Annotated in this window: 17 protein-coding genes; 14 read left to right on the plus strand and 3 right to left on the minus strand. The window is 44.0% G+C overall.

What is annotated here, in order from left to right; genetic code table 11:
- Positions 1-324 precede the first annotated feature (324 nt).
- A complete protein-coding gene (locus tag NC796_RS25785) occupies positions 325-735 on the plus strand; it encodes an EVE domain-containing protein (protein WP_310688702.1) in 411 nt (136 codons plus the stop codon).
- Between the two features lies 1 nt (position 736).
- Positions 737-1,237 (plus strand): hypothetical protein, encoded by a 501-nt coding sequence (locus NC796_RS25790; RefSeq protein ID WP_310688703.1) that lies wholly within the window; start codon positions 737-739, stop codon positions 1,235-1,237.
- A 518-nt stretch (positions 1,238-1,755) separates the two neighbouring features.
- Here NC796_RS25790 and NC796_RS25795 read toward each other — a convergent pair.
- Positions 1,756-2,877, minus strand: a complete 1,122-nt coding sequence (locus NC796_RS25795) for a right-handed parallel beta-helix repeat-containing protein (protein ID WP_310688704.1) — start codon at positions 2,875-2,877, stop codon at positions 1,756-1,758.
- Positions 2,855-3,358 carry a hypothetical protein gene (locus NC796_RS25800; protein ID WP_310688705.1) on the minus strand — a complete coding sequence of 168 codons (504 nt, stop codon included), beginning with the start codon at positions 3,356-3,358 and terminating at the stop codon, positions 2,855-2,857. The genes NC796_RS25795 and NC796_RS25800 overlap by 23 nt, the downstream gene beginning before the upstream one ends.
- Before the next feature lie 257 nt (positions 3,359-3,615).
- Here NC796_RS25800 and NC796_RS25805 point away from each other — a divergent pair, with 257 nt between their 5' ends.
- The 3 genes from NC796_RS25805 (at position 3,616) to NC796_RS25810 (ending at position 4,727) form a co-directional block, all read left to right on the plus strand.
- On the plus strand, positions 3,616-3,795 hold the full coding sequence (locus NC796_RS25805; RefSeq protein ID WP_310688706.1) for a hypothetical protein: 180 nt from the start codon (positions 3,616-3,618) through the stop codon (positions 3,793-3,795).
- Entirely contained in the window at positions 3,723-3,893 is a 171-nt protein-coding gene (locus tag NC796_RS26950) for a class I SAM-dependent methyltransferase (protein ID WP_409070426.1), read from the plus strand. The genes NC796_RS25805 and NC796_RS26950 overlap by 73 nt, the downstream gene beginning before the upstream one ends.
- 72 nt (positions 3,894-3,965) lie before the next feature.
- Positions 3,966-4,727 carry a glycosyltransferase gene (locus NC796_RS25810; protein WP_310688707.1) on the plus strand — a complete coding sequence of 254 codons (762 nt, stop codon included), beginning with the start codon at positions 3,966-3,968 and terminating at the stop codon, positions 4,725-4,727.
- A gap of 272 nt (positions 4,728-4,999) precedes the next feature.
- On the opposite strand, the gene NC796_RS25815 is transcribed toward NC796_RS25810, so the two are convergent.
- Positions 5,000-5,608: a porin family protein gene (locus NC796_RS25815; RefSeq protein ID WP_310688708.1), complete on the minus strand. Its 609-nt coding sequence runs from the start codon at positions 5,606-5,608 to the stop codon at positions 5,000-5,002.
- A 606-nt stretch (positions 5,609-6,214) separates the two neighbouring features.
- On the opposite strand from NC796_RS25815, the gene NC796_RS25820 reads away from it, so the two are divergent.
- The 9 genes from NC796_RS25820 to NC796_RS25860 all read left to right on the plus strand — a co-directional run bounded on the left by NC796_RS25820 (position 6,215) and on the right by NC796_RS25860 (position 14,655).
- On the plus strand, positions 6,215-7,252 hold the full coding sequence (locus NC796_RS25820; protein ID WP_310688709.1) for a methyltransferase: 1,038 nt from the start codon (positions 6,215-6,217) through the stop codon (positions 7,250-7,252).
- A 23-nt stretch (positions 7,253-7,275) separates the two neighbouring features.
- Positions 7,276-7,755 carry an SRPBCC family protein gene (locus NC796_RS25825; RefSeq protein WP_310688710.1) on the plus strand — a complete coding sequence of 160 codons (480 nt, stop codon included), beginning with the start codon at positions 7,276-7,278 and terminating at the stop codon, positions 7,753-7,755.
- Complete coding sequence (locus tag NC796_RS25830) at positions 7,730-8,551, plus strand: AraC family transcriptional regulator (protein WP_310688712.1); 822 nt, start codon at positions 7,730-7,732, stop codon at positions 8,549-8,551. Before NC796_RS25825 ends, NC796_RS25830 begins: the two co-directional genes overlap by 26 nt.
- 69 nt (positions 8,552-8,620) lie before the next feature.
- A complete protein-coding gene (locus tag NC796_RS25835) occupies positions 8,621-9,280 on the plus strand; it encodes a cupin domain-containing protein (RefSeq protein WP_310688713.1) in 660 nt (219 codons plus the stop codon).
- Positions 9,281-10,085: 805 nt separating this feature from the next.
- On the plus strand, positions 10,086-10,559 hold the full coding sequence (locus NC796_RS25840) for a PEGA domain-containing protein (RefSeq protein WP_310688715.1): 474 nt from the start codon (positions 10,086-10,088) through the stop codon (positions 10,557-10,559).
- 850 nt (positions 10,560-11,409) lie between these two features.
- Positions 11,410-11,979, plus strand: a complete 570-nt coding sequence (locus NC796_RS25845; protein WP_310688717.1) for a hypothetical protein — start codon at positions 11,410-11,412, stop codon at positions 11,977-11,979.
- Between the two features lie 125 nt (positions 11,980-12,104).
- Positions 12,105-12,521 carry an ester cyclase gene (locus NC796_RS25850; protein WP_310688718.1) on the plus strand — a complete coding sequence of 139 codons (417 nt, stop codon included), beginning with the start codon at positions 12,105-12,107 and terminating at the stop codon, positions 12,519-12,521.
- A gap of 80 nt (positions 12,522-12,601) precedes the next feature.
- Entirely contained in the window at positions 12,602-13,036 is a 435-nt protein-coding gene (locus tag NC796_RS25855) for a hypothetical protein (RefSeq protein ID WP_310688720.1), read from the plus strand.
- A gap of 281 nt (positions 13,037-13,317) precedes the next feature.
- Positions 13,318-14,655, plus strand: coding sequence for an ATP-binding protein (locus NC796_RS25860; protein WP_310688722.1), 1,338 nt, complete (start codon positions 13,318-13,320; stop codon positions 14,653-14,655).
- The last annotated feature ends 286 nt before the right edge of the window (positions 14,656-14,941 follow it).

Here is a 14,941-nt window from a genome sequence, read left to right on the forward strand (position 1 = left end):
GATCAGTGTACACGTTCATGGCTGTACCTCTCGGGTTAGTTTACGGTTGGGAAAATAGTAATCTACGCTCTTCCCGGTTCAAACGCCCCGAAGAGCGGTGCTCGGGAGGAGGCCATGAACAATATCCCGCGCATTAACGGGATGCGCCTCGCTCTCCTACGCACTATAGGACGGACGGGCTTCGGTAAGCAGGCCCCGACCGTTTTGATTTCCCGGCGGCAACTCGTAAACTGGAAATGGAATTAACACTAAATTTACGTGCGCCCGTTAAGCTCAAGTCGTTATACAACGGATTTCAAAATTAATTTTTATAAAAATACTCATATGAATTTTTGGATTTTTCAATCAATTCCTGATAGATATGATTTAAGGCAAAAGCTAGTTGAGGGGAAAAAAGTTACGTGGTACGCTACACGTTATCGTAGTTTGATGGAAATTGGGGATATTGTCTTTTTTTGGCTTGCCGGGCAAGAGAATATACGAGGTATCTACGGGTGGGGAAATATTGACTCCGAACCATATATTAAACCAAATTGGAATTCACATGGTGTCGATGTTATTTTTAAGAAAAGACTTTCCCATCATATTTCTGTAAATAAAATTAAATCCAATCCAAGTTTAAAAGATTTGGTAATTCTTCGTGCCCCTCAAGCGACCAATTTTTTGTTATCCAAGAGTGAAGCAAAGGCTTTAACAGATATGATGAATTCTACAGAACGTCCTCAGGAGGTATGATATGGCTCAAAAATACTGGAGTGGAATTATTGATGCTGTTCAAACACCCCTTGGTTTTTTCTCATTAATAGTATTAGTTATTGAGGCTATTCTCGGTTCTTTGATCGGTCTAAATGCCGTTTCTGAATCCAATCAGACTTTTTTATTAATAGCAATGGTGAGTATAATCATTCTACTAATTGTAATTGTTAGTACTATTGCTTGGAAAAAACCTGAGGCACTTTGGGGTGAGCGCTATGAATTTCTGACAAAATATTTCGCAGAATCCTTGGCAAAAGATGTAGTTGAGGGTTTTGATGGTTATTTAAGAAATGATCAGGCTGTTAGAGAAGAGGCGTATGAATTTACTCAGGAAGTAATAAAATCTTCATCCTATGCTAGTGATAATAAAACCCAAGAATTTGTTGGCGTATTTGTAGATACAATGATAAAAAAATCTGAACTAAGAGGGAGACAGGTACCTACAATAAAAGGAGTAATAGAAGAAGAGACAGAATTATAAATATAGTTTTTCATCGGATGTTGTATTACCTATATATGGCCTCCAAAGTCAACAGGCAATAGCTCTCCCCTGGCAAGTTTTTTCTCGCCTTTCTGAATTCGACTTTCCTTTCCGGTGGGTTCCTACTGCAGGCAGTATTCAACGATGGTTGGCAGCCCGCCAGCTGGCGGATGCACCAAACATATATAGAGGCTCAGCATCACATCGGTCGAACCAGTCGGCCAACGGGTGGTCCCGCCGTTGCGGGACGGCCACCCGAACGCATTCGGTATGCACACCCCGACCCGTAAAGGGACGTGCCTTGCCCTACCCTGCCGATTTTAGGCTGGTCAATTTCTATAGTACATTTTATTTTTTAAAATCAACGTTGACCTGCACGCAGCTTATGCGCAATGTCGCTAGGCTTACATCTTCAACGCAACCAAGCTGATTCCGCTCCGAGATCCCGGCTCGGGGGTCCGGGATGACATGGAGGGTATTTCTACATTTTTAGCAATTTAATCTAACCGATAAACGCTTTACTGAGAAACCTTAGATCCAACTTGCTCATACACTCCAATATCCGGGGTGCCATCATTTACCGGATTGCCATAGAAATCTTTGGTGACTTTTGTGGGGAGTTCAGGCAGGTCAGCGGTCCCGGTATTGATGGCGGGCGATTGGCGCTGCAGCATATATCCATCTAGCGTAGAGAATCCATCACCACCGGTTCCGGGTGCCATGAACATGGGATCGGCCACTACTTTTTCCGGGTCCTCGGGCAGACCATTTAACCATGAACCGAAATACAAATTGTTGGAAAAGGGCTTGGAAATATTCGGGGCATCAATGAATTTCCTCTCCCAGGATGAACCATAGGAGTAAACAGTATTAAAACGCCCCTGCCCGTTTGCGTAGAAAATATTGTTTTTAAAGGTCGCTCCCAGTGCTTCCCTATTTCCATCCCCTGGATCACCCCCGAGGTAATGATCGATGTTAACGGTGCTGTGATCCACATAAAAAAGATTGTTATGGATGACGTTTCCCTCATCTATCGTGCCGTGCAGCTGTACCAGGTGCGTCTGGTCGTTGTGACTGATGTTGTACCGGGCAATGCTGTCAGTGACCCGGTTCATAATAAGCAACAGGCCGTGATTGTTTTTGCTGTAGTTGTATTGGAGCACACACTCCCTGCAGCCAAAGTCAAAATCATAGGCAAATCCATCTCCGTTACCGGGTTGCCGGCCGGTATCGTACACTTCATTATATTGCATGACCGTTCGGTACGCATCCTGGATCCAGATTCCCGCGGTATGGGGCCAAAAATCTTCTGAGCCCTCCAGGTCGGGATCTCCAGATCGCAGGCAGGAACGGCGTACGATATTGTGCTCAATCAGGCCTTCATTCGTCCCATTCACAAATATTCCGTCGCCTCCCAGGTTTTCCAGCGTATTGGCCCGAACGATAACATCCTTTCTTCCATCAAAAACGATTATGCCGGCTTTATCAACACGTTCAATCCTGTTGTTTCGTATGAGCACATCATTCGCAATGTTTGTGGAATCTCTGTCTGGATCGTTAAATGCTCTTCCCACATAAATTGCGGCGCTGTTATAACCGGTGTACATGGTTTCCCCGTCAAGCTGCCCCCCAGATGTCATGGATAAAGTTATCTTCTATCAAAATATGTTCAATGTGATTGCCGGGACCACTCGCTATGGCAACGATCCCCTGTCGACCAATACCGAGGGTGGGCTGCGCTTCGCTCGTTACTTCAAGGTCTCGTATTTCCCACCATGATTGGTTAACAAGCCTGATGGCGGATCCTTCAGCGTCTCCCATGTCAATAACAGGCATTTCTCCCTTCCCGTAACTTTGGAGGGTGATTGGATTCCCTTTTTCGCCTGATCCCTGCGGATGCAATTGTCCATGCCAGGTCCCTCCTGTTTCAAAATGGATCACCTCTCCCGGTTGAAATACATGTTGGTTTACTTTAGCAATGGTTTTCCATGGATTTGCTATTGACAACCCGGAATTGTTGTCATCACCTGAAGGAGAAATGAAATAGGACTTGTTTTGTGCAAAAGCACTCGTGATTATGGCAAAACATAAGCAAATTGTAACAATGAAAGTTTTTTTCATGACGAAGTGTTTTCAGGAAGTAACTCAAAAGTTATAATTTGGACTAAAATACAATACCACATTGAATTTATATAATAGCAAGAAGTTTATGGGAAACTTTGATGACCAACCACTATTACCTTAACCTGCTCAGGCTGTGGCTAGCTCTTTAGGCGGCAGCACGTGTTATGCCTTCTAAGATATGACTATTTTGCTTACTGTAATCTAAAGGCTCGTTATAGGCCAGGTCGTTAGCTGGCGCAAATCCTGCTCAACCAATGTCTGACTACGAAAAACAGTATAAAGATCCCCCAATGTATGTGGGCCTCCATGTGCCGATTTTGTGGAGTTCTTCGAGAATTATAAAAAAACACGCTCCAATGTCTTGGACTTCGGTTGTGGACAAGGTCGTGATGCCCTCTTTATCGCACGGATGGGGCATCGGGTTTTGGGAGTAGATATTTCCAAGACTGGCATCTCACAAATGCTCGATGAAGCTAACAGAGAAAACATTGATTCTTTGCCGCTCTTGGTTTTAAGGCTCCTCTTCCGTTAGTTGCTAATTCAACAATAATCCGTGCACCGGTTATGCACAAGGTGTTTTAGGCCTCTTAAAACAAATCACATCATGCTCATTTCTGTCATTGTTCCAGCATTTAATGAAGAAAAGCAGATCGATGGAACGCTGGATAAAATTTATACTGCATTTAGTGAGAACAATGTGGAGAATGGCAATTGGGAAATTATTGTTTGTGATAATAATTCAACCGACCGTACTGCTGAAGTTGCATTTGAGAAGCAAGCTAAAGTTGTGTTTGAGTCTATCAACCAAATTTCAAGAGCACGGAATACCGGAGCAGAGGCAGCTCTCGGAGATTGGCTACTATTTATTGATGCAGATTCTTTCCCCTCAGTGGAACTAATCTCTGAGGTAATCTCCTTGATACATAGCAATAGTTATATTGGATGTGGAGCAACGGTCACTGTAGAAGGTGGAACGCTTTTCAACAAGCTACGTATGGAAAGATTAAATCCACTGTTTCGTTTTTTTAACTGGTGTGGTGGTGCGTTCTTGTTATGCGAAACTAAGGCTTTTCGAGCTATTGGTGGATTTAGTATAGAATTATATGCCTACGAAGAAATTGATTTTTTAATACGCCTTAAAAGGTATGGTAGAAAACAGGGGAAAAAGTTTATCGTATTACATCAAAATCCGGTTATTACTTCCGGTCGTAAAGCTAATTACAGTTTAATTTCTCTAGGCGTTTTATTCATGTCAAACTTTGCGGCAATAGTTCTATTCATTCTACATTACATATTACCAAAGAGTATGAATATCGCACTTGGTTCGAGATTGCTAGGGTACTGGTACAATAATCAATATCGATGAAATAGAGACCTAACAAGATGCTTCAACGGGACACGCCTCGCCCTGGCCTACCGGTTTTATTATTTTTGAGGGGAGGTTCTCTAATATATTTATTTCAGGTACAAAAGCTTTGAAATGGAATTTCAAAATGAATATGAATTTGAATTTGAATTGAAAAGATGGGAACAGCTGGGCGCCCCTTTATTAAGTACAGTTTGTAAACAAACACTTAAGCATTAAAAAAAAGGCACTGTTTTGCAGTGCCTTTTTTTGTTATCCATGTGTTCTAACAACTAGAAACGATATCCAACCGAAGCTTTTAAAACTCTGTTGAAAACTTTCATATTGGTTTCATCATCCAGGGTGGTCAAGCCAAAGTCGTAGTTCGTGCTCAACAATAGTCCGTTTTCAAACTGATAGCCCATTCCGGCTACCAGTCCCAGGTCAAACCTATTGAAGCCCTGAACGCTGTTGTCCGATTCTTTTTCGCCGGCAGCTTTCAAAGTTAATTTATTGTCCAGAAGGTAAGAAAACTGCGGACCAAACATGAGGCTGTAATTTCTGGTAACTGCGTATTTTGCCAGCACAGGAAGATCCAGGTAGCTTGATGTGTTATTCAAATCCATTTTCACACCTAGAATTTCCTCTTTGGTACGGAACCCTTTTCTGGATAAATAAAGGCCGCTTTCCAGGTTAATAACTCTAGTCAGCGGAATCTCGGCAAAACCACCAAAGTGGTAACCGTAGTTCATATCGAGGTTGAGATTTTCAACATCATCTCCACCCCAGTTTGAGAAATCGGCTCCCGCCTTTACACCGAATTTAATGCCTTGTGCATAACTGGCAGCGGCAATCATCAGACACATTGCCAAAGCTGCTACCGTTTTTATCATTGTTTTCATAGTAGTAACAATTAAAATTAGATATAGATTGGTTATAATTGGTTGCTCTAACTTTGTTCACCGATCCATCTTGGTTTCTGCGCTGGCGGCAATACAAACCAGTGAAATATGGGAAGGACAGCATCTCTCCGCTTTTAACTACAACTAACTATCAAAGCAGTTGCGTCTCAGAGTCGAGTATAAACAAAGGATACTGCATCATGAAATTTACATCTTTTCCAAATCCTAACCTATAGGTTATGAAAATTTAATTATTTACTGTCCAGAGGAATGTACCTCGACCATAGTTGAAAATAGCTGAAATCAAGCAATACTGGAGAAAGTAGATACTGCTTCATTGGCTTGTAATACAGGCATTTTTTAAAGATGGGTGGCAGTTTGACCTGTACCAAACATATGTATAGCCATAGAACACGGATACGCTCGCATTTGTAAGGAACAGCTAAAGCACTTTATAGCGGCAGGTTTCACGCAGTTTAAATACCCGGCCCATGGCCTTAAACCTTGAATATCCCGGATAATCTGATATTTTTTAGTAATTATCGGATTCATCGGATGGCTGTTTTCCTCAGTAATTATAATTGAGACAAATTAGGAGGGGGGATTATGCCTTTACGTCCGAATTTTATCGAACGTCAGCTTATCAAATGGGGAATGATACCGGGACCGCTCGTAGACGCCGCTCTTCCCGGCTTTATGATGTCTGCCATGATCGGGGCCGGCAGCATTGGCCTGTTTCGAACCTTGAACCAGGAACCTGCAACAGCCGAGGAGCTGGCCGGGAAAACCGGTTGCAATGTACGCGCAGTAACCAACTTGCTCAGGGTGTTACAGCCACTGGGTTACGTTGAGAAAAAAAATGGGACATATTCACTGACCAAATATGCCCGCAAAGCGATACCTGTTGAAATGTATCAGGACATTGCGACTTTCGCCGGTAAACAGATCCGATTGGCCGTAGAGAATGTGGAAACAGCACTCCGGGAAGCTCCGGAGGAAGGCGTTATCGGATGGGATCAGGTTAGAGAAGGAGAGTTTGCCCGCACCTACCAGGTAACTATGCGCTGGCTCGCCATTTCTACGGTTCAAGAAGTAACCAAAAAGGTCAGCCTGCCCGAGGGATCAAAGAGGATGCTGGATGTCGGGGGGAGTCATGGGTTGTACTGCGTAGAAATGTGCCGCAAATACCCGGAACTCCGTGCAACGGTTATGGATTGGCCTGTCGGGATTGAAAATGCAAAAGAGACGTTAAAAGAGGAGTCTGATGTGGCTGACCGGATTGATACGCTGGAAGCAGATTTTTTTGAAGATCCATTTCCAAGTGGATATGATTATGCTTTTTTCGGAAATATTATTCATGGAAATGTACCTGAACAGAACCAGGAGTTGTTTAACAGACTGGGACGGTCGTTAACCAATAGAGGTACTATCGGCATCCTGGACCAGTTCGACAATGTTTCGGGCTCCCGGTTTACCCGTTCGGTGGCTTCGCTTATCGGGTGGAACCTGTTTCTTTTTTCCAACGGTCGGGCTTATCAGGTGGATGATGTTAAAGGTTGGTTAAAGGATGCGGGATTTCCTAATACAAAAGTGAAACCGCTCAAGAAAAGTCCCGGGTTTACCCTGTTGATTGCAAAAAGGTAATGTTGACATTAAACAAAGAAGTTATGCCAAAAGTTGAAATCGAAAAACCGATCGAGGCACCAAGAGAAAAAGTCTGGAATTTTATCAGTGACATTGAAAAAGCGCCGCAGTGGGTGGTGGTGATGAAGGCACTGGTTGATACCACCGCAAACCCGGTCCGGGAGGGAGCTATGTACAGGGAAGCGTCAAAAATCGGACCCAAAGAGTCAGAAACAGAATGGCGGGTTACCCGGTTTGAGGAACCTCATATACAGATACATGAGTGTAATGAGCCCGACTTCACGGCGAAATTGACCATGCGGGTTGAGAAGAACGGAGACAGCTCAAGTATCCTGTATCACACCACGGAATACCAACTCATGCCCAAATTCCGTCCGTTGGGGTGGTTGGTCGAGACCCTGTTTGCCAAAAGACTGATGAGGAAAAATCTCAATGAATCGGCAGAAAACTGTAAACGGCTAATTGAGGAAAAAGAAAATGCACAAACAAAAAAGGATTCATGATTTAACCTTCACCAAATTCAGTGGTCCCTCTCTTCCGGTTTTTGTAAAAAATATCATGGAGGTTCGGGGTCACGCGGTGGAGACTACGAAACGGCTCTACCCGCGCAATACGCCGGAAATCCTGATCAATCTTGCAAAACCGATCCAAGGCGAAATGACAGGCAGAAGAGCAGTTATTGAAGGGGGCATCATCCAGGGAAGCAAGACCGCATTTGTGGAGGCCTGGCACCCGGAGTACTGTCATTTCATAAGCATCCGGTTTACCCCGAACGGCTATTATAAGTTTCTGGGAATTTCTCAAAAGTCGTTTACCAATCATGTAATTCAGCTGGCAGATGTAATTGATAAGGACTTGGAACGGCTCCTTCAGACCCTCCAAAAGACTCCTGAAACTAAACGGCGATTTCGTATTGTAGCTGATTGGATAAAAAAGGCGGGCGGGAAAACCGATCCCGGCTCAATACTTGTTTCCGATTTTATCATTAAGCTCCTGAGCCAGAATCCGGGGCTGTCCGTTAAGCAACTTACGGACAAAACCGGGTACACCCGGAAACATCTGGTTGATCGATTTAAGGAGGAAGTTGGGCTCACTATCAAGGAATACCAGAAGATCTACCGCATTTACCGCGTTCTGAAATATGTGGATGCGGCAGATCATATTTCATGGGCACAGCTCGCCTATAAATTCGGGTTTTACGATCAGAGCCACTTCATCAGGAATTTTAAACGGTATACGGGATTCACGCCCTCTGCATATCTGAACAGCCGTTCGGAATCTCCCAAACAGGCCGTTTGAACGGAAGGTAACATTTTTACAATACTTTGTCTGCGGTCACTCACATCTTGAACGAAAACTTTCAAGATTATGAGTCGTTTGAAAATGATACTACTCGGAATTGGTCTTTTCATAGCAAGTTATCTCTCGATTGGTTATTTCTTTCACCTGATCATATTTCCCGAAATCAGGCCGGCCCCTCATACCTATTTTGAACCCGGTAGTCAATTTGGTTCAGAAATGCTGGGCGATACCTTAACCGTCGTTAGCAGAGAGAACGGGGATTACAGGCTGAAGTTGCAATTTGCTCCCGGGGGCGAAGGACCTCCGCTTCATATTCAAACCGGATGGGATGAAACGTTCAAAGTTGAATCCGGTAATCTTGGTCTTTTGGTGAACGGGGAAGAAAAAATATTGGAGCCGGGTGAAGATTATACGATACGGAGAGGCATACCACACAAACCCTATAATCCTACGGATGAAACAGTCGTTTGCGAGGTGGTGATGCCGGCGCAATTCGCGGTTTATTTAAGTCAGGTATATGGCTACATCGATGAAGACGAGAAAAACATGCAGCCGCCCGCCATGATCTTTCAAATGGCGTTATTCAACCAGTATTTTGATTCTTATCTCGGCGAAGGTCCGCCCGTATTTGTCCAAAAAGCGCTCAACTTTCTGATTATTCCGGCGGCCCGGATGATAGGGTATAAATCTTTTTATGAGAAGTTCCGGATTGACAAGCAAACTTAACGCTCATTGGCATATATTGTTATAGTATCATCTTCAAACTTCAAAAGGGAGTACAATTTGTAGGGCAACTCGTAAGCTGGGATTGAATAAACGCTAAACGCCCACCCGTTAAGCGCAGAGCGTTATACCAACTAAAACTTTTCGCTAGATTTTTACCATGTCTAAAGCTGAGGTATGAGTAATTTTTTAACAATAGTAGCCAATTTTTAGATTAGTAATTGCTATGTGGTTTTAAATTACTTTAACGCATTTACCGATTAGAGTATGAACTGGGGAGACCCGGGGGTCTTGAATCGTGCCCTATCACTTGAGGCTGTCTAAAAAGTCACGTTCAACAATCAGATTCCTAAAAAAATAAGGCATATGGTTACAATCGATCGGTCAATCCTCCTGTCCTTCACGCCAGTGGGCGGACAAGCTCTTCTCCAAGAGCCTGCACCGACCGTTGTCGGTGAGGAACTTGGACTGCGATCTCGCTCAGGATGTCATAAAGGCACTTTTGAAGTCCCTCCCCGAAGGTATTCGGGACAGGCTTTGGAGCCGTGACCGACTACTGGCGGTAGAGGGATTTAGCTTGCTCAACGAAGCCTTGGCAAAGTTGAGGGAGATTGATAATGCCTTAATTATTAAGGCATCCATTTCCTGGTTTGGACTTTTTGGACAGTCTCTATGGATAAAGCGGAGCGGCATTGTATCTGTCAGATAGGCGGTTACAGACCTACTAATTTTACTTTCAATCGGTAAACACGTTACTTTCATTCCTAATCGAGGGTACAACTAAAACACGAACGTAAAATCAAATATCATGAGAAAACTCTCATCAATTGTGTTTGCGTTGGCTATAATATTAATCATTCAAGCTTGTGCAACCATTATGCATGGGTCAAAGCAAGAAGTCGGGATCAGTAGTAATCCATCGAAAGCTAATATAACTGTAGATGGACAGAAATATGGTACAACACCGGTCAACATCAAATTAGAAAGGAAAAAATCACATACCGTTAGTTTAGAACTGGCTGGATATCAACCTTATGAAACAACACTTACGAAAAGTGTCAGTGGATGGGTCTGGGGAAATATTGTTTTTGGTGGGTTAATAGGTTTAGGTGTTGATGCCATAACTGGGGGTTTATACAAATTATCGCCTAAACAAATAAATGCAGAGTTTAGAGAATCACAGGCACGTGCCAAAGCTTCCAAAGATGGTTTATTTATTACCGTTGTTTTAGAACCTAAATCAGGGTGGAAAAAAATTGGTTCTCTAAAACCTGCCAACTGAACGCTCCCTGCACTGGAAGTGCAGGGAGCGTTCAGGTTTGGACTGAAAGTCCTTCTCCTTTTAAAAAATTACATCTTTTCTAACAAGAAAGCTGATTCGTCATCTCCAATTGGAGTACTTTTCAAGGACTTTACCAACTAGCCGTTGTGGAGTAGGTCATCCCCCTGCACCCCCTTCGAAGGGGGACATTAGTGCTAGTACAACACGACCAGACATACTCGCCCCAAAAAACAGGTGACCTCGTTCGCTATAGATTTTTCGAAATACGAACGTTCTGCACTGAAAGTGCAGGGTTTTAAACCCAGTTCTGGGACCAATAAAAAACATGGGGAATGCATTGGCGAACATTCCCCATTTCTAAAAGCCACGTCACGAGGGCGTTTGGTTTTTTTCACGATCCATAAATCCTAAACTATTATACCTATTACTGGTGACCGGCTTCGGTGATCAAGCTCTGATTGGCCTAATGCGTGATCTCACCATTGATGGCAGAGGCCGTTGACTTGAGCCCCCCTATCCCCTAACATCGGTTGGGTTAACATTTAGTGACACGCTTCATAGAGTATCTCTATATTTAACGTAAGTTCGATACAAGTATCACAAAAAAATAACTGTCATCGCGAGGAGGCTCTTTGTTGCTCTTTTTGGCTTAATGATGAGGTCGACGTGGCGATCTTCTTTACCGGTTTGTGTTCATCCAATTAGGAGATTCTGACAGGATTGCTCCCGATGGTCACCGAATCGCAATGACAGTTTTTATGTCAAACCCAGGTTATATTTACGAAAGAGACTGGTATGATAACCTGGTGAGAAGCTGGGAAGCATAGATAAGGGAGAAATGTGAATGCTAATGAAACTGCTTGATCGTCTTACAAATTGGGCCACCAAAAGAAACATTTTCATTCTTCTCGTCATTTTCATTGCGTTCAATACACTGGTCTGGCCATACGTGGTTGCCAGAATTGAAGCACAATCAGGGGGCGTCGGCCCGCTGGACGTCATGTTCTCGTATAGCCCGGCAGAGGCGTATGAAATGATTGAGGCGTATGGTGCAGAAGGACGCCAGTTTTATACGATTGTGGAGATCACAGCAGACCTGGTTTACCCGCTTTCCACCTCACTCCTGTTCGGGCTGCTCCTGGCATACATTTATCGCCGCACCTTCCCGGGCAACAAGGTGATCAGGAAGCTAATACTTTTCCCCATAGTGCCCCTTGTGACTGATTATGCAGAGAACCTGGGTGTTGTGATTATGCTTGCCAGCTATCCGGAACAACTCCCCGCAGTTGCGAGAGTAGCCAGTTTTATGACATCTGCCAAATGGATTTCCGTTGGGGTGACCGTTGCAATAGTTGTGGTCGGTTTTGCGGCTTTGCTGGTAAAGAAAATTGCTTCATTGCGGGGGAGGAAGAAAACATGAGTCCAATATAGCGGCCTTCTCTTGGCCTTGTGACCCGCCCCATTGCCATTGAGCCACGCTATTCCCATATTGATCAGAGCGGATGTGCAGTGGATGGGAAATAGATCAAAATAGTGAGGGATACGATGGATAAGGCCAGGGAAGAAAAAATCAGGTATGCTGTTGAAGAGCTTATCGGGAAAGGCAACCTGAAGGTAATAGCGGAAACATTTGCAGTTGATTATGTTGGCCATGCCGGCGATAAGAAATACAGTGGCCATTCATTTATTAAAAAAATCATTACCCAGTTACGGGAAGCACTGCCGGATATACGAGTTGTAGAGGTTAAATTCCTTGCCCAGGATTCGAATACCATCACCTGGCAACGCTCTTTGGAAGGTACGAACAAAGTAGAGATGCATGGGATCCCACCCTCAGGAAAAAAGGTGACGTGGGTTGATATGATTGTTAGCCGTTTCCACAATGAGAAGATAGCTGAGGAGTGGGTTGTTTCAGAACTGATGGGTGAGTTACTATTAAAGGTCCCCCAATCACAAAAATGAAGCCTCTTTTATGAAGCTAAGGCAACACTTCTCAGCACGAATAACTGTTCACGGAAATAATAAATACCAACGGGAGAACCATGAGTGATACAGAGGCTCTTTTAGAAAAGATCAGGTCAAAACGGCGGGAAGTAGCTGAATATCTCAAGAAGAGTGAACCGCGGCAATCTCGTCTTATCACCACCTCTATAGTGGCCGGTGCACTGGCTGCCGCTTTAACGGCGGGACCCGGCGTGGGCGGCAGCGGGTTTATTGAGGCCGCCAAAGGTGTGGTCTCTTTTGGCATCCCGGTATGGCAGGTGCTCTGCCTCCTGGCTACGATGCTGTCTATGGCTGCTGTGATCACAAACGGCCTGCTCAAAACCAGGGACCTGACATCCAAGATTGCCCAGGTCCGCGGCTGTGATGCCAAACTCGAGGGCCTGGAAACAATGCTCGAGCTGGATCAAATTGAGCTTCAGCAGGCGGCTTCTCTCTACACCCAATACCTCACCGAGATCCCCCATGTGCGGTGATATCAATAGAGTACCTTTATAGCGTAGTATTTTATTTCTCACAGAGCCTTGTTTAATCCATTGTTGGCTCAATGATGAAGGGGGCCAGCGATATCTTCACCTCTTTTCTCTGAAGCCTTTGGGATATTGGTGCTGGGACGCCCCCAATAACAGTTTTTAAATGGAACTGATGTTGTTTAAAACAGGCTTTTTACTAATAAAAATAACGTTATACCTATTGCAATATAAGTTCACAATAATATATTTAAGTGAATTTGAGTGATTAAAAATTAAGGAGTGGTATGCCCGAAAAGCAGCCAAACTTGTTAAACAGGGGCGGTAAAATGGGAAGGATGATCCGCGAGAAGGATTGGTCAGCAACCTCTTTGGGACCAATGGCCCATTGGCCCGACACATTGGTAAGTACTGTTAACCTTATTATTGAGATCGATTTCCCTATCGCGATATGTTGGGGCAAAGACTTGATCACCATTTATAATGACGCCTACCGTCCCCTGCTGGGCAATAAACCCGAGGCGCTGGGACGGCCCTTCCGGGAGGTATGGTCGGAGGCAATAGATGTTACCGGACCCCAAATTAGCCGTGCGTTAAATGGACAGCCCGGCTTCTTTAAAAATGCTGAATTCACGCTGGCGCGATATGGGGAGCCTGAACAGGCGTGGTTTGATTATTCCTTCAGCCCTATCCGAGATGCCGACGGTAAAATTAAAGGTATGATTAATATGGTTGTTGAGGTAACGGGAAAGATCCAAGCCCGAAAAGAGCTTGAAAAGATGAATGAAACCCTTGAAAAAAGGGTGGAAAAACGAACCAAAACCCTGGAGGACTACAAAAATCAGCTTCGAATATTAACCTATCAGCTGAATAAGGCGAAGGAGCAAGAACGCCATCGCATCGCCAGGTTACTTCACGACCATGTAGGACAAATGTTGGATCTGAGTGTAATAAAACTAGACCAGCTAAATAAAGAAGTATCCAAGGATAAGATTTCGGATGAAATTGAAGAATTAAAAGAGATAATCCTGGTGGCGAACAAATATACTCGGGAGTTCGTCAATGAGCTGAAACCTCCCCCCATATTTGAAAAAGAAAACATTGTGGAACTGTTACGCTGGGTCGCCCGGCGAATGAAGAAATACGGGCTTGAAATAACGTTGGAAGATGACGGGAAGCCCAAACCACTTAGTGAGGAAGTCCATAAAATATTATATCAAAGCATAAGGGAGTTATTCTTTAACGTCATCAAGCACGCCGAAGTGAATGAAGCCACATTGACACTCAGGCGGCAGACCAATAAGATACAAATTACTGTAGAAGATACGGGTGTGGGATTTGGCATAAACGGGGAGAAACCCAGCCCTACAAAAGAAGGTGGGTTCGGGCTGTTTAATGTCCAGGAACGGATAGACTTGCTCGGTGGAAGCCTTGAGATTGAATCCCAGCCGGGAGAAGGAACAAAAGCTATACTGTATGCTCCTTTAAAGGGTAGCAGCAAATCCATTCTTTCAACCGATGAGGAAAGTTTACAAAAGGGATCCACCCCATGGGCAATAGACTATGAACAGCCGAATATATACGATCCCAACCAGTTGACACTTCCGCTCGACCTGGACTTATGATTGACAAGAGCAATAATTTGAACGACTCTCATTGCCATGTCAACTTCATATAAACTTCTTAAGACGTACGCGTTTAGGGGTTAAGTTTTTAATAATTTTAAAATAAGAAAGGCCATGCAAACGCTTGATATTCAATATCTTAGGAGTGTTAATCTTCACAAAAACACCCTGCGTATGCATGACCTCAAAGCCAATTTCGACAAAATTCTACCCATCGTCAATGAAACCTTGGCGGATTTCCTCAATTCTGATCTGGATGTACAATTTTATCCGAATACGCCCCGCA

Origin of the sequence: Aliifodinibius sp. S!AR15-10 (assembly GCF_031569985.1) — a bacterium.
Classification (GTDB): domain Bacteria; phylum Bacteroidota; class Rhodothermia; order Balneolales; family Balneolaceae; genus JAMQKA01.